This window comes from Agromyces protaetiae, from assembly GCF_030866785.1.
In the GTDB taxonomy this organism is placed as follows: Bacteria; Actinomycetota; Actinomycetes; order Actinomycetales; family Microbacteriaceae; genus Agromyces; species Agromyces silvae.
In genome coordinates, this window is record NZ_CP133018.1 from 2,167,265 (window position 1) to 2,187,601 (window position 20,337).

At 69.9% G+C, this 20,337-nt stretch carries 16 protein-coding genes; 5 read left to right on the forward strand and 11 right to left on the reverse strand.

Annotated features, from left to right (window positions below):
- Window positions 1-131: 131 nt before the first annotated feature.
- From QU602_RS10065 to QU602_RS10085, 5 genes are all read right to left on the reverse strand, one after another.
- Window positions 132-560 carry a cytochrome c oxidase subunit 4 gene (locus tag QU602_RS10065; protein WP_308796309.1) on the reverse strand — a complete coding sequence of 143 codons (429 nt, stop codon included), beginning with the start codon at window positions 558-560 and terminating at the stop codon, window positions 132-134.
- On the reverse strand, window positions 561-2,297 hold the full coding sequence (gene ctaD, locus QU602_RS10070; protein ID WP_308796310.1) for an aa3-type cytochrome oxidase subunit I: 1,737 nt from the start codon (window positions 2,295-2,297) through the stop codon (window positions 561-563).
- Window positions 2,294-3,196, reverse strand: coding sequence for an aa3-type cytochrome oxidase subunit II (gene ctaC / locus QU602_RS10075; RefSeq protein ID WP_308796311.1), 903 nt, complete (start codon window positions 3,194-3,196; stop codon window positions 2,294-2,296). The genes ctaD and ctaC overlap by 4 nt, the downstream gene beginning before the upstream one ends.
- A gap of 219 nt (window positions 3,197-3,415) precedes the next feature.
- Window positions 3,416-3,766 carry a HesB/IscA family protein gene (locus QU602_RS10080; RefSeq protein WP_308796312.1) on the reverse strand — a complete coding sequence of 117 codons (351 nt, stop codon included), beginning with the start codon at window positions 3,764-3,766 and terminating at the stop codon, window positions 3,416-3,418.
- Window positions 3,767-3,872: 106 nt separating this feature from the next.
- Window positions 3,873-5,297, reverse strand: coding sequence for a dipeptidase (locus tag QU602_RS10085; protein ID WP_308796313.1), 1,425 nt, complete (start codon window positions 5,295-5,297; stop codon window positions 3,873-3,875).
- A gap of 37 nt (window positions 5,298-5,334) precedes the next feature.
- Here QU602_RS10085 and QU602_RS10090 point away from each other — a divergent pair, with 37 nt between their 5' ends.
- Window positions 5,335-5,934 carry a DUF3043 domain-containing protein gene (locus QU602_RS10090; RefSeq protein ID WP_308796314.1) on the forward strand — a complete coding sequence of 200 codons (600 nt, stop codon included), beginning with the start codon at window positions 5,335-5,337 and terminating at the stop codon, window positions 5,932-5,934.
- Window positions 5,935-5,952: 18 nt separating this feature from the next.
- On the opposite strand, the gene QU602_RS10095 is transcribed toward QU602_RS10090, so the two are convergent.
- Window positions 5,953-7,107 carry an alkaline phosphatase family protein gene (locus QU602_RS10095; RefSeq protein WP_308796315.1) on the reverse strand — a complete coding sequence of 385 codons (1,155 nt, stop codon included), beginning with the start codon at window positions 7,105-7,107 and terminating at the stop codon, window positions 5,953-5,955.
- A gap of 84 nt (window positions 7,108-7,191) precedes the next feature.
- On the opposite strand from QU602_RS10095, the gene QU602_RS10100 reads away from it, so the two are divergent.
- Both QU602_RS10100 and QU602_RS10105 read left to right on the forward strand, forming a co-directional pair.
- Window positions 7,192-9,666 (forward strand): DNA gyrase/topoisomerase IV subunit A, encoded by a 2,475-nt coding sequence (locus tag QU602_RS10100; protein WP_308796316.1) that lies wholly within the window; start codon window positions 7,192-7,194, stop codon window positions 9,664-9,666.
- Between the two features lie 417 nt (window positions 9,667-10,083).
- The gene (locus tag QU602_RS10105; protein WP_308796317.1) at window positions 10,084-11,418 is read left to right on the forward strand and encodes an FAD-binding oxidoreductase; all 1,335 of its coding nucleotides are present in this window, start codon (window positions 10,084-10,086) and stop codon (window positions 11,416-11,418) included.
- 58 nt (window positions 11,419-11,476) lie between these two features.
- Here QU602_RS10105 and QU602_RS10110 read toward each other — a convergent pair whose 3' ends face one another.
- The gene (locus tag QU602_RS10110; RefSeq protein ID WP_308796318.1) at window positions 11,477-13,555 is read right to left on the reverse strand and encodes a DNA gyrase/topoisomerase IV subunit B; all 2,079 of its coding nucleotides are present in this window, start codon (window positions 13,553-13,555) and stop codon (window positions 11,477-11,479) included.
- Window positions 13,556-13,701: 146 nt separating this feature from the next.
- On the opposite strand from QU602_RS10110, the gene QU602_RS10115 reads away from it, so the two are divergent.
- Window positions 13,702-13,935 (forward strand): DUF7455 domain-containing protein, encoded by a 234-nt coding sequence (locus QU602_RS10115; RefSeq protein WP_308796319.1) that lies wholly within the window; start codon window positions 13,702-13,704, stop codon window positions 13,933-13,935.
- A 207-nt stretch (window positions 13,936-14,142) separates the two neighbouring features.
- Here the strand turns inward: QU602_RS10115 and QU602_RS10120 are convergent, their stop codons facing one another.
- The 4 genes from QU602_RS10120 to QU602_RS10135 form a co-directional block, all read right to left on the reverse strand.
- Window positions 14,143-14,895, reverse strand: coding sequence for a type 1 glutamine amidotransferase (locus QU602_RS10120; RefSeq protein ID WP_308796320.1), 753 nt, complete (start codon window positions 14,893-14,895; stop codon window positions 14,143-14,145).
- A complete protein-coding gene (locus QU602_RS10125; protein WP_308796321.1) occupies window positions 14,892-16,151 on the reverse strand; it encodes a Mur ligase family protein in 1,260 nt (419 codons plus the stop codon). Before QU602_RS10125 ends, QU602_RS10120 begins: the two co-directional genes overlap by 4 nt.
- 7 nt (window positions 16,152-16,158) lie before the next feature.
- Window positions 16,159-17,487 (reverse strand): RNA polymerase sigma factor, encoded by a 1,329-nt coding sequence (locus QU602_RS10130; protein ID WP_373692798.1) that lies wholly within the window; start codon window positions 17,485-17,487, stop codon window positions 16,159-16,161.
- Between the two features lie 270 nt (window positions 17,488-17,757).
- On the reverse strand, window positions 17,758-18,684 hold the full coding sequence (locus tag QU602_RS10135; RefSeq protein WP_308796324.1) for a proteasome assembly chaperone family protein: 927 nt from the start codon (window positions 18,682-18,684) through the stop codon (window positions 17,758-17,760).
- An 87-nt stretch (window positions 18,685-18,771) separates the two neighbouring features.
- On the opposite strand from QU602_RS10135, the gene QU602_RS10140 reads away from it, so the two are divergent.
- Window positions 18,772-20,259: a leucyl aminopeptidase gene (locus tag QU602_RS10140; protein ID WP_308796325.1), complete on the forward strand. Its 1,488-nt coding sequence runs from the start codon at window positions 18,772-18,774 to the stop codon at window positions 20,257-20,259.
- Window positions 20,260-20,337 lie beyond the last annotated feature (78 nt).

Here is a 20,337-nt window from a genome sequence, read left to right on the forward strand (position 1 = left end):
GCGCTCCGCGCCACTCCGCGTCCCCACGCGCCAGCTGAAGTGGCGCGGAGCGCCCGGAAGTGGCGCAGCGCCGCACGCGGCAGACACGCGACGGGGCCCGGCGCAGTGCGCCGGGCCCCGTCTGAACCCGCTCAGCGGGCGAAGTTGCCGCGGTAGTACTCGTAGACCCAGCCGACGAGGCTGATGAGCGCGATCGGCACCGCGATGTAGGCGATCCAGAAGCCGACCGCGAGACCGAGGAAGGCGAGCGCCGCACCCGCCGCGAGACAGATGGGCCACCAGCTCCACGGGCTGAAGAAGCCGAGCTCGGGGTCGCCGTCATCGATGTTCGCGTCGAGCCGGTCCTCGGGCAGCTGGCCGCCCTGTGCCTTGTGCACGCGTCCGAGATAGAACGCGATGAAGGCGGAGAGCACTGCACTCAGCGTGATCGCGACGGTGCCGACCCACTCGATGCCGGTGACCGGCTCCATGCCGGAAACCCAGCTCCAGAAGGTGTAGATGCCTGCCGCGATCAGGAAGAAGACGGCGAGCAGCCAGAACAGGACGACATTGGCGCGCATCTACTTGACTTCCTTCGTTGCAGCGTCATAGGTGGGTGCGTCGGGCGCGTCCTTGGCCGGGCCGATGCCCACCGGTATGCCGGCCTCGGGGTGGTTGAGGTCGAACGCCGGGGACTCCGAGCGGATGCGCGGGATCGACGTGAAGTTGTGCCGAGGCGGCGGGCAGCTCGTCGCCCACTCGAGCGAGCGACCGTAGCCCCACGGGTCGTTCACGGTCACCTTCGGCGCGCGCCGGGCCGTGAGGTAGACGTTGAGGAAGAACGGGATCATCGATGCGGCCAGGATCATGGCACCGATGGTCGAGACCTGGTTCATCCACGTGATGTTGTCTTCCGGCAGGTACGAGTAGTACCGGCGGGGCATGGCCACGACACCCAGCCAGTGCTGGATCAGGAACGTCATGTGGAAGCCGATGAAGAGGATCCAGAAGTGCCACTTGCCGAGCGTCTCGTTCAGCATCTTGCCGGTCCACTTCGGCCACCAGAAGTAGAAGCCGGCGAACATGGCGAACACGACCGTGCCGAAGACGACGTAGTGGAAGTGCGCCACGACGAAGTAGGTGTCCGAGACGTGGAAGTCCAGCGGGGGCGACGCGAGGATGACGCCCGTGAGGCCGCCGAACACGAACGTGATCAGGAACCCGATCGACCACAGCAGCGGCGTCTCGAACGTGATCGAGCCCCGCCACATGGTGCCGATCCAGTTGAAGATCTTCACGCCCGTTGGAACCGCGATGAGCATCGTCATCAGCGCGAAGAACGGCAGCAACACCGATCCGGTGACGTACATGTGGTGCGCCCACACCGTGACCGAGAGCGCGGCGATGGCGATGGTCGCGTAGATCAGTGTCTTGTATCCGAAGATCGGTTTCCGGCTGAAGACCGGGAAGATCTCGGAGACGATGCCGAAGAACGGCAGCGCGATGATGTAGACCTCTGGATGGCCGAAGAACCAGAACAGGTGCTGCCACAGGATGACGCCGCCGTTGGCTGGATCGTAGACGTGCGCCCCGAAGATGCGGTCGGCACCCGCGGCGAGGATCGCGGCGGCGAGCACCGGGAAGGCCATCAGCACGAGGATCGACGTCACGAGCGTGTTCCACGTGAAGATCGGCATGCGGAACATGGTCATGCCGGGCGCACGCATCGTGATGATCGTGGTGATGAAGTTCACGGCACCGAGGATCGTGCCGAAGCCCGAGAGCCCCAGGCCGAGCATCCAGAGGTTTCCACCTATGCCTGGAGAGAACGTCGTCGACGCCAGTGGTTGATAGGCGAACCAACCGAACGACGCGGCACCCTGCGGCGTCAGGAAGCCCGCGACCGCCATCAGCGAGCCGAAGTTGAACATCCAGTAGGCCAGCGCGTTCAGGCGCGGGAAGGCGACGTCGGGCGCACCGATCTGCAGCGGCATGAGCACGTTGGCGAAGCCCGCAAAGAGCGGCGTCGCGAACATGAGCAGCATGATCGTGCCGTGCATCGTGAACAGCTGGTTGTACTGCTCACGCGTCTGCACGATCTCGAGGCCGGGCTCGAACAGCTGAGCACGGATGATCAGCGCCATCACGCCGGCGATGCAGAAGTAGATGAACGACGTGATCAGGTACATGTACCCGATGACCTTGTGGTCGGTCGAGGTCACCCACCTGACGAGGATGTTGCCCTTGCGCTCGACCTTGGAACCGCCGAGGGGCGGCGGTGCGGCCTGGGGACGAGCCGGTGCGGTCGTGGTGCTCATTCGCCTTCGTGCTCCTCTTTCAGCTCGGGCGCGCCCGTGCCGGGCAGGTTCTGGTTGCGGTCGTACTCGCTGGACAGCTGGCCCTCGTTGCCCGCGTCTCGGAGCGAGTCGATGTACGCGTCGTACTCGGACTGGGAGACGACCTCGACGTTGAAGAGCATGAGCGAGTGGTACTCACCGCAGAGCTCGGCGCACTTGCCGGCGTAGGTGCCCTCGCGCTCGGTCGCCAGGGACATGTAGTTCGTCTTGCCGGGGAACATGTCCTTCTTGTAGAGGAAGTCCACGACCCAGAACGAGTGGATCACGTCACGCGACTCGAGCGCGATCTCGATGTTCGCGTTCACCGGCAGGTAGAGCGTCGGCAGCTCCGACTGGACGAGCGAGCCCTTCGGGCCTTCCTCGTCGAGCTGGCCCTGGATGCCCGCGGAGTAGACGTCTTCGTTGACGTAGTTGAAGTCCCAGGCCCACTGCTTGGCGATGACCTCGACCTTGACGTCGATGTCCTCCTCGGCGAAGCGCTCCTCGATCGCGGCCTGGTCACGCGCGGTGAACGCGAAGAAACCGAGCACGAGGATGAGCGGCACGATCGTGTAGAAGACCTCGATCGGCATGTTGTACCGCAGCTGCACCGGCAGGCCCGTCTGACCGCGGCGGCGGCGGTAGGCGATGACCGCCCAGATGGTGAGGCCCCACGTGATGACGCCGACGACGAGCAGCACGATCCACGACGTGACCCACAGGCCGGAGATGCGCTCGGTGTGGTTCGTGACCGGCGGCTGGCCTTCCTCGAATCCCGGCAGGAACCCGTTCAGCTGGGCCTGCGTGCAGCCCGCGAGAACGAGGCTGAGTGTCGCTGCGATCGGGACAGCAGCCCATCGGAGACGGCGATTGTGGCGCACCGGTGACCTTTCGGGAGACTCGAAGGCGCTTCACAGTGAAGCGCGGTGATCGCTGTCTAGCCTACTCCGACTCCGAACCCCGGGTGTGCACGATGCGGCGGTGTGGCCGGCATTTCGGCACCGATTTCGCCGCGATCTGGGGAAACTCCGCGTCCTTCGTGCATGCAGAACGGGGAGGTCGCGTCAGCGACCTCCCCGTTCTGGAGAATACGATGCGGCTCAGTGGAACGAGTCACCGCACGCGCAGCTGCCCTGCGCGTTGGGGTTGTCGATGGTGAAGCCCTGCTTCTGGATCGTGTCCTCGAAGTCGATCGACGACCCGTCGAGGTAGGGCACGCTCATCTTGTCGACGACCACCTCGACGCCGTCGAAGTCGACGACGGCGTCGCCGTCGAGCAGGCGCTCGTCGAAGTACAGCTGGTAGATGAGGCCCGAGCAGCCGCCGGGCTGCACGGCCACGCGCAGACGCAGGTCGTCGCGACCCTCTTGCGACAGCAGGCTGCGCACCTTCTCGGCGGCGGGCTCGGAGAGCAGGACGCCGTGGGCGGTCTCGGTGATGGTCTGGCTCATCTCACTCCTCGGAATTGCACGGGCCCTGACGGTGGTCGGCTTTCATCATACGCGCGCGGCGCCGTGAGCCGGCTGAATGGGCCGGCGGATGCCCCGGACGGCACCCTCACGGACGCCCGCGCCCGTTCAGCCGGGCGAGGAAGATCGCCTCGGCGAGCAGCGCACGCCGGAAGACGCCGAGGTGCAGGGACTCGTTCGGGCTGTGTGCGCGCGAGTCGGGGTCTTCGACCCCGGTCACGAGGATCTGCGCGCCCGGGAAGTCGCGGACCAGCTCGGCGATGAACGGGATCGAGCCGCCGACCCCGATCTCGACGGGCGGCACGCCCCAGGCCGCCTCCATCGCCGCGCGAGTCTCGGCCACGGCCCAACCGCTGGTGTCCACGAGGAAGGGCTGGCCGGCGTCGACGTCGTCGAACTCGAGCCTGGCGCCGAACGGCGCGTTCGCCTCGAGGTGCGTCTTGATGGCCTCGTACGCCTCGGCGGCGTCCTGCCCAGGTGCGATCCGCGCACTCACGCGGACCCTGACCGACGGCACCAGGGTGTTCGACGCGTTCGCCACGTCGGGCGCATCGATGCCCGTGATCGTGATCGACGGTTCCGACCAGATCCGGGACAGGATCGCCCCGCGACCGATCGGCTCGACGCCGTCGAGGAGGCCGGTCTCGTCGCGGAGCTGCGTCTCGTCGTAGTCGGGCACCTCGAGCCCGGCCCCGCGCAGGCCCTCGACCGCGACCGCACCATCGGCCGCCCAGCACGTGTCGAGGAGACGCACGGTCGCCATCATGGCGTCGGGCACCGCTCCCCCGAACATGCCCGAGTGGGAGGCGTGATCGAGCGTCGAGACCCGCAGGTTGAACGCGACCGCACCACGGAGGGCGACGGTGAGCGCCGGCGTCGTGACATCCCAGTTGGTGGAGTCGGCGACGATGATCGCGTCGGCCTCGAGGACGTCGCGATGTTCGCGGAGGAAGGTCGCGAAGGACCGCGACAGGTACTCCTCCTCCCCCTCGATGAAGACGGACAGGCCGAGGTCGAGGTCGCCCACGACGGCGGAGAGCGCGCGGATGGCTCCCACGTGCGCCATGACACCGGCCTTGTCGTCGGCCGCGCCGCGCCCGTACAGGCGGTCGCCGCGCTGGGTCGGCTCGAACGGCGGCGTGTCCCAGTCGTCGTCCTTGCCGGCCGGCTGCACATCGTGATGCGCGTAGAGCAGCACGGTCGGACGACCGGCCCGTGGCGCGCGGTGCGCGATCACGGCCGGCTGCCCGAGCTCGTCCTCGCCCTCGATGGCGGCGCGTGCGACCTCGACCGTGTCGAAGACGCCCGTGCCGCGCAACAGCTCGGCGACGGCCTCGGCGCTCTCGGCGACGTGCGCCGGGTCGAACGCGGGCCACGACACCGAAGGGATCCGCACGAGACGCGCGAGGTCCGCGACCGTCGATGGGAAGCCCGCTTCGACGGCGGCGCGCAGCGCCGAGGTCGGATCGTCGGTGGGCGACGCGTCCTGCGGGGCAGAGGGGTGCTCGGTCATGCCGGTAATCTTAAGGTCTACCGATTCGAGGAATCCCGTGGCCAAGCACCCTGAGAACCAGACCCAGTCCCCCGCGCCCGACGAGCCCGAGACGCTCGAGGCGACCCAGGCCCGGCTCAAGCAGGCCGGCAAGGGCGTCCCCACGCCCACACGCGCCGAACGCGAGGCGGCGAACAAGCGCCCGCTCGTCCCGAACGACCGCAGGGAAGCGGCCAGGCAGGCGAAGGCGAAGCAGGCCGAGCACCGCGAGAAGGTGCGCATCGGCATGGCGATGGGCGACGACAAGTACCTGCCCGCGCGCGACCGCGGTCCGCAGAAGCGCTTCGTGCGCGACTACGTCGACGCGCGCTTCAGCATCGGCGAGGTGCTCATCCCGGTCATGTTCCTCGTCATCGTGCTCACGCTCGTGCCGAGCTATGAGGTGCAGTCGATCGGCATCCTGGCGTTGTGGGCGTTCTTCCTCATCGCGGTGATCGACGTGATCATCCTCGGCGCATTGGTCACCCGCAAGGTGCGCGCGAAGTTCGGCGCCGACCGCGCCGAGAAGGTGCGCTGGTACTCGGCCATGCGCGCGCTCCAGCTGCGCCCGCTGCGTCTGCCCAAGCCGCAGGTCAAGTACGGCCAGTGGCCGTCCTGATCCGCGATACAGAAGCCGTCAGCGCGCGTAGGCGCCGAACCTGAGCAGCGGCACGCGCGACTCCTCGTCGGTCAGCGACCCGTGCTGGCCGATCATGCGCTCGGCTCTACGGTCGGGCTCGCGCGTGTCGTAGTAGGCGATGCTCGAGCGGGCCGCCACGAGCAGGTCCGCGATCCGCGGTCGCACAGCGTCATCGACCTGACCGAACAGACCGGCGTCGATGGCCTCGTCGCGGGTGAGCACCCAGGCCCGGGATCCTTCCGACTCGCGCCAGCGCGCGACGATCGCGGCGCGCTCACCGCTCGACGCGTCCGGTTCGAAGAAGAGCCCGAGGCAGCGCGGCTCGCCCGCCACATGGCGGATGCCGTCGACGAGGCCGGGATGCGCGTCGATGTGCACGTGGCGGTGCTCCGGCACGTCGAGCACGCCGTGATCGGCGGTGACGAGCAGGCCTGCGCCCCGAGGCATCCGCTTCGTGAACGCCGCGACCGCGGCGTCGACCTGCTCGAGCGCGGCGGTCCAGCGATCGGATTCCCAGCCGTGCGCGTGCGAGATCTGGTCGAGCTCGGGGATGTAGAGATAGACGAGTGCGCGGTCGACGTCGGTCACCAGGTCGAGCGCGGTCTCGAAGCGCGCCTCGATCGTGGCCTCAGGCCGATACTCCGCGCCGCGCAGCACGGCCCGCGTGAAGCCCGAGTCGGCGTATCGCGGCGCGCCCACCGCGAACGGCTGCAGCCCCGCGTCGCGCGCGGACTCGAAGAGCGGCCGCCGCCGTTGCCAGCCGTCGGGCAGGCCGCCGTGGTCCCAGGCGTTGAGCTGGTTCTCCAGGCGGTCGGTGCCGGGGACGAGCGTGCGGTACGCGACGAGCCCGTGCTCGCCCGGCGCCGCGCCGGTCGCGAACGTGGCGATCGCCGCGGCCGTGGTCGACGGGAACACCGTGCGGATGACGTCGCGCTTGCCGTAGGCGCCGGCCAGCACCCTGGCGTGACCGCGCCGTGCGGCGAGGTTGGCGGCGCCGAGTCCGTCCACGAGCACGACCACCGCGGACCTCGCGGCACCGAGTGCCAGCGGCCCGGACGCGCCGGATGCTCCGGTCACGCTCGCCACCGCGCTCGGCAACACCTCGGCAAGCCGCCGGGCGGAGTCGGCGGGCGCCGGTAGCATTGCTGGCATCGCGCCAGTCTCGCACAGGCGCCGAGCCCCACCGCCCCGCGCGCCGCGCGACGACTTCGAACCGCAACGACCCTGAGAAGACGGATGACCCCACCGAGCCCTGAGCCCACCCCGCCTGCGATCGCGGAACGCATCGAAGACGTCGACGTCTCGGCAGAGATGCAGGGCTCCTTCCTCGAGTACGCCTACTCGGTCATCTACTCGCGAGCGCTCCCCGACGCCCGCGACGGCTTGAAGCCCGTGCAACGACGCATCCTCTACGGCATGACCGAGATGGGCCTGCGCCCCGACCGCGGCCATGTCAAGTCGTCGCGGGTCGTCGGCGAGGTCATGGGCAAGTACCACCCGCACGGCGACTCCGCGATCTACGACGCCCTCGTACGGCTCGCCCAGCCGTTCACCCTGCGCGTGCCCCTGGTCGACGGCCACGGCAACTTCGGGTCCCTCGACGACGGGCCGGCGGCGTCGCGCTACACCGAGGCGCGCCTCGCCGCATCCGCCATCGCGATGGCCGACGGGCTCGACGAGGACGTCGTCGACTTCGTGCCCAACTACGACAACGCGTTCATGCAGCCGTCGGTCATGCCGTCCGCGTTCCCGAACCTGCTGGTGAACGGCGCGAGCGGCATCGCCGTGGGCATGGCGACGAACATGGCGCCGCACAACCTGCTCGAGGTCTCGCACGCGGCACGACACCTCATCCAGAACCCCGAGGCGACGCTCGACGAGCTCATGGAGTTCGTGCCCGGCCCCGACTTCCCGTCCGGCGGCACCATCGTCGGCCTCGACGGCGTGCGTGACGCGTACGCGACCGGTCGCGGGTCGTTCAAGACGCGTGCGAAGGTCTCGGTCGAGCAGCTCACCGCCCGCAAGAGCGGGCTCGTCGTCACCGAGCTGCCCTACCTCGTCGGCCCCGAGAAGGTCATCGAGAAGATCAAAGACGGCGTCAACGCGAAGAAGATCACGGGCATCTCGGACGTCGCCGACCTCACCGACCGCAAGCGCGGCATGCGTCTCGTGATCGGCATCAAGACGGGCTTCAACCCGCAGGCGGTGCTCGAGCAGCTCTACCGGCTCACGCCCCTCGAAGACGGCTTCTCCATCAACAACGTCGCCCTCGTCGACGGACAGCCGCAGACGCTCGGGCTGCGCGAGCTGCTGCAGGTCTACATCGACCACCGGATCAAGGTGGTCACGCGCCGGTCGGAGTTCCGGCTCGCGCGTCGTCGCGAGCGGCTGCACCTCGTCGAGGGCCTGCTCATCGCGATCCTCGACATCGACGAGGTCATCCAGGTCATCCGCACGAGCGACGACACCGAGCAGGCGCGCAGCCGGCTCATGGAGGTCTTCGACCTCAGTCAGCTGCAGTCCGACTACATCCTCGAACTACGGCTGCGCCGGCTCACCCGGTTCTCGCGCATCGAGCTCGAGACCGAACGCGACGAGCTGCTCGCCGAGATCGGCCGGCTCGAAGAGCTCCTGGCGAACCCGCTGCGCATCCGCGCGCTCGTGTCCGACGAGCTCGAAGAGGTCGCCGAGCGGTTCGGCACCCCGCGTCGCACGCTGCTCACCGAGGGGCGCGCGCTCCCGGCTCGTTCCAGTGCGCGCGCGGCATCGGCCGCGTCGCTCGAGCATGCGGATGTCGCGTGCCGGGTGCTGCTCGGTGCCACGGGCCGCATCGCACGCGTCGACCAGGCCGAGGGCGCCGACGAGCTCGTGGTCAGCGTGCCCACGCGCCGCACGAAGCACGATGCGGTCCGGTCGAGCCTCGACACCACGAGCCGGAGCGAGATCGGCGCGGTGACCACCCGCGGCCGCCTCATCCGCTTCTCCCCGCTCGATCTGCCCGCCCTCCCGGCGAACGCGCCACAGCTGGGCGCGGGCGTGCGCGTGGCCGAGTACCTGGGTCTCACCGACCGCTCCGAGCGGGTGCTCGCCGTGGTCTCGCTCGCGAGCGATCTGCCGATCGTGCTCGGCACCGCACAGGGCGTCGTGAAGCGCGTCGCGCCCGGCGGCTACCCGAACCGCCCCGATTTCGAGATCATCGCGCTGAAGCCCGGCGACGAGGTCGTCGGCGCCGCACAGGGCAGTGACGACGACGAGCTCGTGTTCATCGCCGGCGATGCGCAGTTGCTGCACTTCCCGGCGTCGTCGGTGCGCCCGCAGGGCGCGTCGGCGGGCGGCATGGCCGGCATCAAGCTCGCCCCGGACACGCGAGTCGTGGCGTTCTCCGCGATCCCGAAGGACCAGCTCGACGCGGCGGTCGTGGTCACGATCGCGGCGACGACCGACACCTTGCTCGGCGCCGATCCCGGTGCGGCGAAGGTCTCGGCGTTCTCGGAGTTCCCCGGCAAGGGCCGTGCCACGGGCGGTGTCCGCGCGCAGCGATTCCTGCGCGGGCAAGACGGTCTCGCGGTCGCGTGGGCCGGCCCCGGCCCGGCGCATGCGCTGGGTGCCGACGGTGCCGTACGGCCACTGCCCGAGACCCTCGCCAAGCGCGACGCATCCGGCGTGCCGATCGACGCCCCGGTCGCCTTCGTCGGCCGTCGCATCGGCTGACCCCGCACGCGACCGCCAGTGTCGCCGCCCGAACGCACCCATCGGTCGCCGGCGGCAGACCGTTCGCGCGACCTCGCGTCCCGGTGTCGCACGAACGCACCCATCGGTCGCCGGCGGCAGACCGTTCGCGCGACCTCGCGCCCCGGTGTCGCGCACGGCAGCGCCCGCGACGATCTCGTGCGACCCCATCACGGCGAGTCGCTCGCTCGCACGCTTCCGCCACGGGTCGGCGTGCGTTCGCGTGGCGGCATGTCACATGTATCGCTCGAACGAACGCCTCGCGTTCTGGTTGAGATCCATATGCGCGACCTCGCCGTCCGGTGTGTCTTGACGTCGTGGCCGCAGGGTGGCATGTTCGGGCCTGGCCGTGCCGACCGAGCGGGGGCGGCCGCGCAACGAAGGCGTGCGGGGTGGTCGATGACGGGGCAAACACTTCGGAACAGGGTCGAGGGGGCCGTGCTCGAGCCGGGCGAGCCCGGCTATGACGCCGCACGCGCGGTGTGGAACGGCATGATCGATCGCCGGCCGCGGTACATCGTGCAGTGCACGAGCGCGGCCGACGTCGTCGAAGCGGTGCGCTTCGCGACCGAACACCAGCTCGCGATCGGTGTCCGATGCGGCGGGCACGCCATCACCGGGCATGCCGTGCCCGATGGCGGGCTCATGATCGATCTTCGCCCGATGGGCGCGGTGACGGTGGATCCGGTCGCTCGCCGAGCTCGCGTGCAGGGCGGTGCACTGCTGGGCGCCCTCGACCGTGCCTCGCAGGCGCACGGGCTCGCGACCACGGCCGGCAACGTGTCGCACACCGGCGTCGGCGGGCTCACGCTCGGCGGCGGCATGGGCTGGCTCGCCCGCCGGTTGGGCCTCGCCTGCGATACGGTCACCTCGTTCGAGGTCGTGACGGCGGCGGGCGAGATCCTCCGCGTCGACCGCGAACACCACCCTGAGCTGTTCTGGGGCCTGCGGGGCGGGGGCGGCAACTTCGGGGTGGTCACCGAGTTCGAGTTCGCGTTGAGCCCGGAACCGGGTCAGGCGCTCTCGGTGGAGTTCCTGCTGCCCGTCGCCGCCGCGCCCGGCGCGATGCGCGCCTGGCGGGATCTCGGCACGCACGCCGATCGCCGCGCGACCTGGAATGCGACCATCGACGGTTCGGCCGTCTCACTCGGATTCGTGTGGGTCGGCGACCCCGAGCCGGGTACGAAGGTCGCCGATCAGCTCGACGACGCGCTGACCGCCGTCGGTGCTGCGCCTCAGCGGGTCGTCGAGCCGCTGACGTACCTGCAGCTCCAGACGCGGGAGGACGACACCGAGGCGCACGCGTGGCGGCGCTATTGGAAGGGCCACTACTTCACCGAGCTCGTCGATGAGGCCATCGACGCGATCCTGGACCGTCGCGCGCCCGACCTGCCGAACGTGAGCCTGCAGGCCTACGGCGGGGCGATCTCCGACGTGCCGGCCGAGGCCACGGCGTTCGCGCGGCGCGACACGGCGTTCGAGTTCGTCGCCGCGTCACGCTGGGATGATCCGGTCGACGACGACGCACTGATGACGGCGGCACGCCGGTACGCCGCCACGCTCGAACCGTATGCGAGCGGCGCCTACGTGAACGCGCTCAGCGACGACGGAGCGCCGGGCGTGCGGCGCGCGTACCCGCCGGCACACCTCGCGCGGCTTCGCGCGCTCAAGCGGCGGTACGACCCGGGGAACGTGTTCCACCTCAATCAGAACATCACACCCGCCGACGCCTGACCGGCTCCGCGCGGCCGGCCCCGCCGGATCTCGGGCGCAAGCTGTCGTGCGCCGGCGCTCAGGCGTCGATGCGGTCGCGGCTGAGCCCGCTCGCGCTGTCGACGATGAACTCCTTGCGCGGCGCGACCTCGTTGCCCATGAGCAGTTCGAAGATGCGGCCGGCCTGCTCGGCGTCGGCCACGCCGACCCGGCGCAGGGTGCGGTGCTGGCGGTCCATGGTGGTCTCGGCGAGCTGATCGGCGTCCATCTCGCCGAGGCCCTTGTACCGCTGGATCGGGTCCTGGTACTTCTTGCCCCGACGCTTCACATCGGCAAGCACAGCCTGCAACTCGGCCTCGGAGTAGGTGTAGATCGTGTCGTTCGGCTTGGAGCCGGGGTTCTGCACGACGACGCGGTGCAGCGGCGGCACCGCCGCGAACACGCGGCCCTCCTCGATCATGGGCCGCATGTAGCGGAAGAACAGCGTCAGCAGCAGCGTGCGGATGTGCGCGCCATCGACGTCCGCGTCGCTCATGATGATGACCTTGCCGTACCGTGCCTGAGCGAGGTCGAACGTTCGGCCCGACCCGGCACCGATCGTCTGGATGATCGCGGCGCATTCGGCATTGCCGAGCATGTCGGAGACCGACGCCTTCTGCACGTTGAGGATCTTGCCGCGGATGGGCAGCAGCGCCTGATGCTCGCTGTCTCGCGCCAGCTTGGCGGTGCCGAGGGCTGAGTCGCCCTCGACGATGAAGAGCTCGCTGTGCGCCACGTCGGTGGAGCGGCAATCGGCGAGCTTCGCCGGCAGCGACGACGACTCCAGCGCATTCTTGCGGCGCTGCGTCTCTTTGTGGGTGCGCGCGGAGATGCGCGCCTTCATCTCGGAGACGACCTTCTCGAGCAGGAGGGCGGTCTGCGCCTTGTCTTCGCGTTTGGTCGACGCGAACCGCTCGCCGAGCGTCTTCGCCACGACCGACGACACGATCGACCGCACGGCGGGCGTGCCGAGCACCTCTTTGGTCTGCCCTTCGAACTGCGGCTCGGCGAGACGAACGGTGAGGACCGCCGTCATGCCGGCCAACACGTCGTCTTTGTCGAGCTTGTCGTTGCCGACTTTCAGCCGGCGCGCGTTCTGCTCGACCTGCGCGCGGAGGAACTTGAGCAGCCCCTGCTCGAACCCGGCCTGGTGCGTGCCGCCCTTCGGTGTCGCGATGATGTTCACGAAGCTTCGCATGACGGTCTCGTACCCGGTGCCCCAGCGGAGCGCGATGTCGACGTGGACCTGTCGCTCGACCTCGGTCGGGATCATCGCCCCGGCAGCGCTCAGCACCGGCACCGTCTCGGTGAACCGGCCGTCGCCCGAGAGCCGCCAGGTACCCGTGATGGGCCCGTCGGTCGCGAGGTGGTCGACGAACTCGGAGATGCCGCCGTCGAACTGGAAGCGGTGCTCTTCACGCTCCTCGCCGCGCTCGTCGATCACCGTGATCGCGAGACCGGGAACGAGGAACGCCGTCTGCCGCGCCCGAGCGAGCAGCTCGTCGACCTGGAACTGCGCACCCTTCGTGAAGATCTGCGGGTCGGCCCAGTACCGCACTCGCGTGCCGGTGACCGCCTTCGCCACCTTGCCGGCGACACGCAGCTCGCTCGCCTCTTCGAACGCGCTGAACGCCGACGACGGGCTCGGCGCGCCGTCGTCGGCGAATCGACCGGGCTCGCCGCGGTGGAACGACATCGCCCAGACCTTGCCGCCGCGGTCGACCTCGACGTCGAGTCGCTCGGACAGCGCGTTCACGACCGATGCGCCGACACCGTGCAGGCCGCCGGAGGCGGAGTACGAGCCCGAGCCGAACTTGCCACCGGCGTGCAACTTCGTGAAGACGACCTCGACGCCGGTGAGCCCGGTCTTCGGCTCGACGTCGACCGGGATGCCGCGCGCGTGGTCGCGCACCTCGACGCTGCCGTCGGCGTGCAGGATCACCTCGATCGACGTGCCGTGCCCGGCCAGCGCCTCGTCGACGGCGTTGTCGATGATCTCCCAGAGGCAGTGCATGAGGCCCCGCGAGTCGGTCGAGCCGATGTACATGCCGGGGCGCTTGCGCACCGCCTCGAGGCCTTCGAGGACGGAGAGATGGCGGGCAGAATAATCGGAGCTCACGGCGGTTGAGTCTACTTCCCGTCACCCACATCGCCGGTCAGCCACTACGCGCTGAGCGAAATGCCCGTCAAGCGGCCCGACCACTCAGCCTCCACGTGTTTTCATGGATGCACGAACACACGCGAACGTGAGTTGGAGGAGGAGCCATGACGCAGTACACCGAGACGACCGGTGCGGTCGAAGCCGAGGCCCCGTACGAGCTCACGGCGCTCGACCGGTGCGACGCCTGCGGCGCGCAGGCGTACATCAAGGTCGAGATGCAGAACGGCGAGCTGCTGTTCTGCGCACACCACGGTCGCAAGCACCAGGAGAAGCTCTCCGAGGTCGCCCAGAGCTGGCACGACGAGAGCTCGCGCCTTCTGGTCGACTCGCGCGACTGACCCGCGACCTCTTTCGTCACGAACGCCCCGCTCACGCGGGGCGTTCGTCGTCTGCCTCGGTTCATCGTCGACAGGTTGGTCGTCGGCGTCGGTTCCTCGCCGGCAACCGTGCGTCGCCGGCAACCGTGCGTCGCCGGCAACCGTGCGTCGCCGGCAACCGTGCGTCGCCGGCAACCGTGCGTCGCCGGCGACGATTCGCCGCCGGCGTCAGGCGGGCAGCGCCACCCCTGCGGCCCGGAGCTGTGCGCGTCGCGCCTCCTCGGCGTACCCGTCGACGACCGCGGTGCGCTCCCCCGGCTCGTAGCCGACGCCGGCACGGCTCGCCATCTCGGCCGCGATCGCGTCGGCCATCGCCGGGTTCTTCGCGAGGACCGGGCCGTGCAGGTGCGTGCCGAGCACCCAGCCCATCACGACGCCCTCCTGACCGGCGTCGCGGCCGTTGCCGACGCCTGCGACGATCCGCCCGAGCGGCGACGCCTCGGCCTGCACGTATTCGCGTGCGTGGTTCTCGAATCCGACCAGGTGCCCGAAGCGCGGCGATCGTACGACGAGATCGCCCGTCGCCCGGCCGGCACTCCGCGGCACCGCACGCCCCGGCAGCACCCCGAGCCCTTCGACGGTGCGCCCGTCGGCGAATTCGACGCCCCAGCTCAGCAGCTCCCAGCCGGTGCCGACCGACAGGATCGGCACACCCTCGGTGCCCCACCGGCGCAGCTCGTCGTGCATCGTCAGCAGGCGTTCGCGCGCGGGCTCGAGGGTGGAGTCGTTGCCGGAGCCGACGATCACGGCGTCGACCTCGTCGGGCAGCCCGCTGCCGTCTTCGACGGCGACGACCCGCGCGTCGTGTCCCGCCCAGTGCAGCCGCCGGGCGAGCACTGCGGCGTTCTGCGCGTCGCCGTTCGTGTCGAGCAGCGACGGCACGAGCGTGACGATCGTGAAGCCCGGTGCACTCTGGGTCATTGGTCGGCTCCCGTGAGTCCGAGATGTGCGCGGGTGCGTCGCATGGCATCGGCCGTGAACACGATCGTCTTCACGCCGCGCTGCGGCGCGGGCGTCGCGAGGAAGTCGTCGACCGCTCGGGCGAGGTCGGGTTCGACGCGATCAACCTCGACGCCGTCGTAGGTGAGCATGAGCGCGGCCTCATGGGCCTTGGACCCGCTCACGATCGAGACCCGGCCGAGGGCCGAGGCATCCGTCGGCCAGAAATAGGACGGATCGCGCACGTCCGAGCCGATCGCGAACAGGATCTGCTCGGTGCCGGGCTCGATGCCGTCGACGTTCAGCTGATAGCTCGCCGGGTTCTGCACGAGCACGAACTCGACCTCGTGCCCGCGCACGGTGACCCGCTCACCGCGACCGAACACGGCGGGGATCGAGCTCAGCGCGGTCGCGGCGAGTTCGGCGTCGAAACGGGCGCCGAGTGCGGCTCGGGCGGTCGAGTAGGCCGCTGCGGCGTCGACCGCGTAATGCGTGCCACGGGCGGGCAGCTCCACGGCGACGGATGTCCCGCCGTCGGCGAGCTCCGCACGACGGCCATCGACGTGCTCGACCACCACGCCCGCACCGGGCGCCAAGCGCGATCCGGCGGTCTCGGCGTAGCCGAGACCCCGCGACGAGGCATCCAGCACGCCGTGCGCAACGCCGTAGCGATGCACCGCGACGCCGGGCGCGAGGCGCGTGGCCAGTCGTTCGAGCGCGGCGTCGTCGGCGTTGATGACGACCGCTTCCCGGGCGCGCGACGCGATCGTGCCGAGCATCGTGACGACCATCTCGGAGTCGTGGAATCGGTCGATCTGATCGACCATGACGTTCGTGAGGGAGACGATGCGCGCGTCGACGCCGCGCATGACGACCGCGCCGTGCCCCTCGTCCATCTCGAGCACCGCGACGTCGCCGGGCACGCGGCCACGCCAGTCGGCCCGCTCGAGCAGCGCGGATGTGAGCCCCTGGCTGATGTTCGCCGTCGACGGGTTCGTGAAGACGTCGACGCCGTGTGCGCGCAGGATCGCGACCAGCATCTTCGTCGTCGTCGACTTGCCACTCGACCCGGACACGACGACGAGACCCTGCGGGAACCCCGACAGGGTGCGGGTCAGATACCGCGGAGCGATCCTGTTGACGACGAGCCCCGGCACGGCAGATCCCCCGCCCGGCTTGCGCAGCCGGGCGAGGAACCTGACGAACCGGCCGACGAGGATCGCCGGCGCGTATCGCACTGGCGGCCTACTCGAGGTAGTCGCGCAGCGACTGCGAGCGGGACGGGTGGCGCAGCTTCGCCATCGTCTTCGACTCGATCTGGCGGATCCGCTCACGCGTCACGCCGAACGTGTCGCCGATCTGGTCGAGCGTCTTCGGCATGCCGTCGCCGAGCCCGAAGCGCATGCGGATGACGCCCGCCTCGCGCTCGCTCAGCGAGTCGAGCAGCGACTCGAGCTGCTTCTGCAGCATGGTGAAGCCGACCGCGTCGGCCGGGACGACCGCCTCGGTGTCCTCGATCAGGTCACCGAACTCACTGTCGCCGTCCTCACCGAGCGGGGTGTGCAGCGAGATCGGCTCACGGCCGTACTTCTGCACCTCGATGACCTTCTCAGGGGTCATGTCGAGTTCGCGGCTGAGCTCTTCGGGCGTGGGCTCGCGACCCAGATCCTGCAGCATCTGCCGCTGCACGCGGGCGAGCTTGTTGATGACCTCGACCATGTGCACGGGGATGCGGATGGTGCGCGCCTGGTCGGCCATGGCGCGGGTGATCGCCTGGCGGATCCACCACGTGGCGTACGTCGAGAACTTGAAGCCCTTCGTGTAGTCGAACTTCTCGACGGCACGGATGAGGCCCAGGTTGCCCTCCTGGATCAGGTCCAGGAACTGCATGCCGCGGCCCGTGTAGCGCTTCGCGAGCGAGACGACGAGGCGGAGGTTCGCGCCGAGCAGGTGACTCTTGGCACGCTGACCGTCTTTCGCGACCCACTGCAGCTCACGACCGAGCTGCGTGCGCTTCTCGGTGTCGCTCATGTGCGACAGCTTCTCTTCGGCGAACAGACCCGCCTCGATGCGCATCGCGAGCTCGACCTCTTCGGCCGCGTTCAGGAGCGCGACCTTGCCGATCTGCTTGAGGTAGTCCTTCACGGGGTCAGCGGTCGCGCCCGTGATCGTCGTCGAATAGACGGGGACTTCGTCTTCGTCGTCGGTCGCGCGCAGGACGAGCGCACCGGTCGGGTGCGGCTCGACGGGGATCGGCGCGGCCTCTTCGTCGCCGTCGTGGTCGTCGGCCGTGGCCGCACCCTCGGTCGTACCGTCGTCGGCCGTGACCACGGCCTCGTCGACCTCCTCGGGCTCGACCTCGTCGTCGTCGAGCTCGGAGTCGGCCTTCGCCTTGCCCCGACCCTTCGTCTTCGTCGCCGCCTTCGCCGTCGCCGTGCGCGGGGTCTTCGACGCGGTCGACGCCGCCGCCTTCCCGGCGGTCTTCGCCGTCTTCGCAGCGGGCTTCGTCGCGGCCTTCGCCGTCGCGGCTGCTTCGGCCTCAGCCTTCGCCGCCGTTGCGGACTTCGTTGCCATGTTCGACCTCTCTTCACCTTCGCGCGGTCGCCTGCGCCCGGGCGTCGGACGCGTGAGCTCGGACCCGGTGTGTTCGGACACTATGAGGACCCATGTCAAGTCCACCGGTATACATCGCGATCGGGGATCGCGCGGCACGGACGAGAACGGGTCCTCAGTTAATTATACCAGCGCACGCCACCTCGAACGTGCCGGCCCGGCGTCACGCGGCTCACGAACTCGCGCTCTTCTCCCCACAACGCCCGCGCACGCCCGCGAATTCCCGCGCGCTCAGCCACCCAGGGGCGTGTCGTCGTCGCGCCCCCGACGGAAGGCGAGGAATTTCTCCAGCTCTGCCGCGATCTCGTCAGCCGACGGCAGTTCGCCGTCTTCGTCGGTGAGCGGGGAGCGCAGCACGGTGTCCTCCATGTAGGAGTCGTGCCGCTCTTCGAGCGTGCCCACGAGCTTGGCGAGCTCGGCGTTCGCGGCGACCTGCTCGTCGATGCGAGCCCGGAACTCGCGGCCCTGTTCGCGAAGCGCGTCGGTCGGGAAGATCCGCCCGGTCGCCGAGCTGATCGCCTCGAGCGCGCTGATCGCGACGGTCGGATACTCGGTGTCGGCGAGGTAGTGCGGGACGAGCAGCACGAACCCGGTCACCGGCCGCTCGAGCGCGTGCAGCTGATACTCGACGAGGTGCAGCGCGTTCGCGGGCGCTTCGGTGGTGGGGCGCCAGACCGACATGGCCTCGGTGAGCTCCGGGCGGTTGCCGCTGACCGTGAGCGAGATCGGCCGGGTGTGCGGCACGGGCATCGGGATCGCATTGATCCAGGTCACCGTCGACACGCCGAGATCTTCGATGAGTCCGAGGACCGCGGCCCCGAACCGGTTCCACTGGAAGTCGGGTTCGTAGCCGGTGAGGAGCAGGAACTGCTGCCCGATCTCGTCGCGTGCGAGCCGCAGCTGGAGCTTCGGCGGCCGGTAGTCGCCCAGGTGGTCGCCCTCGAAGAGGATGATCGGGCGGCGGGCGCGGTAGTCGAGCAGCTCGTCGGCGTCGAACATCGCGACGAGGGTGGAATCGAGGGTCGAGAGCAGGTACTCCGTGGTCTGCGCGACCGCCGCGCCGGCATCGGCGAAGCCCGTGAGCCCGGCGACGAGCGGGAGCCCCTCGGGCACCCGGACATCCGGGTTCAACTCGTAGAGGGAACGGGGATCGCGCATGCTTCCAGCGTACTGAGGCGGCGAAGCAGGGTCGGCCGGATGCCACGGCGGGAGGGTGTGCCGAGAGCGAACACGTAGCATCGGTGCATGCCCATCCCTTCGCTCGAGCTCAGCGCCTCCCCGGTCTCCGACAGTCCCGCCGACGTGCTGGTGGTGTTCGCCACCACCGGCGACGACGGGCCGCAGCTGGTCGCGCCGTCCGAGTTCGAGTGGGTCACGGCCGAGCTGCGCGCCCTGGGCGCCTCCGGTGCCGCGGAAGAGGTGACCCGGCTCGCGGGCCGCGGAGACCTGGCCGGCCGCGAGCGCGGCGCGCGCATCGTGGCGGTCGCGGGCGTCGGAGAGCGGGCGGATGCCTCGGGCGTCCGTCTCGCCGCGGGGGCCGCACTGCGCGCGCTCAACGACGTCGGGCATGTGGCCATCGCCGCGTCGGAGCTGCCCGCCGAGGCCGTCGCGGCGGCGCTCGAGGGTGCCGCGCTCGGCGCGTACCGCTACAACGAATACCGTTCAGAGCCCAAGCGCGGCGCGGAGCGACTCACGGCGCACACCGCGCTCTCGGCCGAGGCGATCGGCGTCGACCGGGTGTCGATCGTGACCGAAGCCGTGGCTCGCACGCGGGACCTCGTGAACGCCTCACCGGCCGAGCTCTTCCCCGAGGCGTTCGCCTCGATCGCGACGCGGCTCGCTGACGACGCGGGGCTGCAGACCCGGGTGTGGGACGACGCCGAGCTCCGCGCCGATGGCTTCGGCGGCCTCGTCGGCGTCGGTCAGGGGTCGGCCCGAGGGCCACGGCTCGTGCGCATCGAGTACGCACCCGAGGCCGCCGAGTTCACGCTCGCGCTCGTCGGCAAGGGGATCACGTTCGACTCGGGCGGGCTCTCGCTGAAGCCCGGCGCATCGATGGTGGGCATGAAGGGCGACATGGCCGGCGCGGCCGCGGTGCTCGAGGCGATCGTGGCGCTCGCGCGCCTCGAGGTGCCCGTTCGGGTCGTCGGCTGGTTGTGCCTCGCCGAGAACCTGCCCTCCGGCACCGCGCTCCGGCCGAACGACGTGCTGCGCATCCACGGCGGGAAGACCGTGGAGGTGCTGAACACCGATGCCGAGGGCCGGCTCGTCATGGCCGACGCACTCGACGCCGCGAGCGCCGAACAGCCCGACGCGATCATCGACGTGGCGACGCTGACCGGGGCGCAGGTCGTCGCCCTCGGCCACCGCATCAGCGGGTTGATGGGCGACGACGGGCTCGTCGAACAGGTCAGGTCGGCCGCAGACGCGGTCGACGAAGCGGTCTGGCCGATGCCGCTGCCCGACCACCTGCGGCCGCTGCTGAAGTCGGAGGTCGCCGACCTCGTGAACACGAAGCTCGGCACCGTCGTGCCCGGCATGCTGCTCGCCGGCGTCTTCCTCCGCGAGTTCGTCGGACGCGTCGACGGGGGTGCGCGAATCCCGTGGGCGCACCTCGACATCGCGGGTCCCGCCGATCACACGGGCGGTGGCTGGGGCTTCACCGGGCCGGGTGCGACGGGCGTGGCGGTCCGGACGCTCGTGCGCCTGGGCGAGGACCTCGCAGCCAGGTAGTAAGGTCGTGTGGGGCGAAATCACGTCCCAGCAGCCCGCGCCCGAGCACGATTCGGGCGCGGTCCGTGCGGCAGGCCG

Coding starts and splice junctions, on each gene's coding strand:
- QU602_RS10065 (WP_308796309.1), bottom strand. CDS start 560: ATGCGCGCCAATGTCGTCCTGTTCTGGCTGCTCGCCGTCTTCTTCCTG.
- ctaD (WP_308796310.1), bottom strand. CDS start 2,297: ATGAGCACCACGACCGCACCGGCTCGTCCCCAGGCCGCACCGCCGCCC.
- QU602_RS10080 (WP_308796312.1), bottom strand. CDS start 3,766: ATGAGCCAGACCATCACCGAGACCGCCCACGGCGTCCTGCTCTCCGAG.
- QU602_RS10085 (WP_308796313.1), bottom strand. CDS start 5,297: ATGACCGAGCACCCCTCTGCCCCGCAGGACGCGTCGCCCACCGACGAT.
- QU602_RS10095 (WP_308796315.1), bottom strand. CDS start 7,107: ATGCCAGCAATGCTACCGGCGCCCGCCGACTCCGCCCGGCGGCTTGCC.
- QU602_RS10100 (WP_308796316.1), top strand. CDS start 7,192: ATGACCCCACCGAGCCCTGAGCCCACCCCGCCTGCGATCGCGGAACGC.
- QU602_RS10105 (WP_308796317.1), top strand. CDS start 10,084: ATGACGGGGCAAACACTTCGGAACAGGGTCGAGGGGGCCGTGCTCGAG.
- QU602_RS10115 (WP_308796319.1), top strand. CDS start 13,702: ATGACGCAGTACACCGAGACGACCGGTGCGGTCGAAGCCGAGGCCCCG.
- QU602_RS10120 (WP_308796320.1), bottom strand. CDS start 14,895: ATGACCCAGAGTGCACCGGGCTTCACGATCGTCACGCTCGTGCCGTCG.
- QU602_RS10130 (WP_373692798.1), bottom strand. CDS start 17,487: ATGGCAACGAAGTCCGCAACGGCGGCGAAGGCTGAGGCCGAAGCAGCC.
- QU602_RS10135 (WP_308796324.1), bottom strand. CDS start 18,684: ATGCGCGATCCCCGTTCCCTCTACGAGTTGAACCCGGATGTCCGGGTG.
- QU602_RS10140 (WP_308796325.1), top strand. CDS start 18,772: ATGCCCATCCCTTCGCTCGAGCTCAGCGCCTCCCCGGTCTCCGACAGT.